This is a genomic window from Chryseobacterium tongliaonense, assembly GCF_041224435.1.
Classification (GTDB): Bacteria; Bacteroidota; Bacteroidia; order Flavobacteriales; family Weeksellaceae; genus Chryseobacterium; species Chryseobacterium tongliaoense.
This window is the reverse complement of sequence record NZ_JBGFFD010000036.1, coordinates 1-548: the sequence shown is the minus strand read 5'-3', so window position 1 is coordinate 548 and position 548 is coordinate 1. Positions and strand designations below refer to the sequence as shown.

General features: G+C 41.6%; 1 protein-coding gene. It reads left to right on the top strand.

What is annotated here, in order from left to right:
* On the top strand, positions 1–548 hold a 548-nt coding region (locus AB8P06_RS20630; RefSeq protein ID WP_369844530.1), incomplete at both ends, for a cbb3-type cytochrome c oxidase subunit I.

Sequence of the window (548 nt, the reverse complement as noted above, 5' to 3'; positions counted from 1 at the left end):
GGTCCTCACCACCTTCAGTATACAGCACTTCCTGCATGGGCACAGGCTGTGGGAACAGGTTTCTCAATCATGCTTATTGCACCGTCTTGGGGAGGTATGTTAAATGGTCTCCTTACCTTAAGAGGAGCCTGGGATAAAGTGAGAGAAAATCCTATCCTTAAGTTCTTTGTAGTAGCGGTTACCTGTTATGGGATGGCAACGTTTGAAGGACCACTTTTAGCAACAAAAAACATCAACAAAATCGGTCACTTTACTGACTGGGTAATTGGTCACGTACATTTAGGAGCACTTGGATGGAATGGTTTCATGGCATTCGGGGTTATCTATTATCTGGTACCCATCATGTGGAGAACGAAAATCTGGTCTGTAAAATTAGCTAACTGGCATTTCTGGTTAGGGACTTTAGGAATTATTTTCTATGCAGTACCGATGTATATTTCAGGATTTACCCAAGGGTTAATGTGGAAACAATTCAACCCGGACGGAACTTTATTGTGGAAAAACTGGTTAGATACCGTAACTGCAATCATTCCTTACTTTAAAATGAG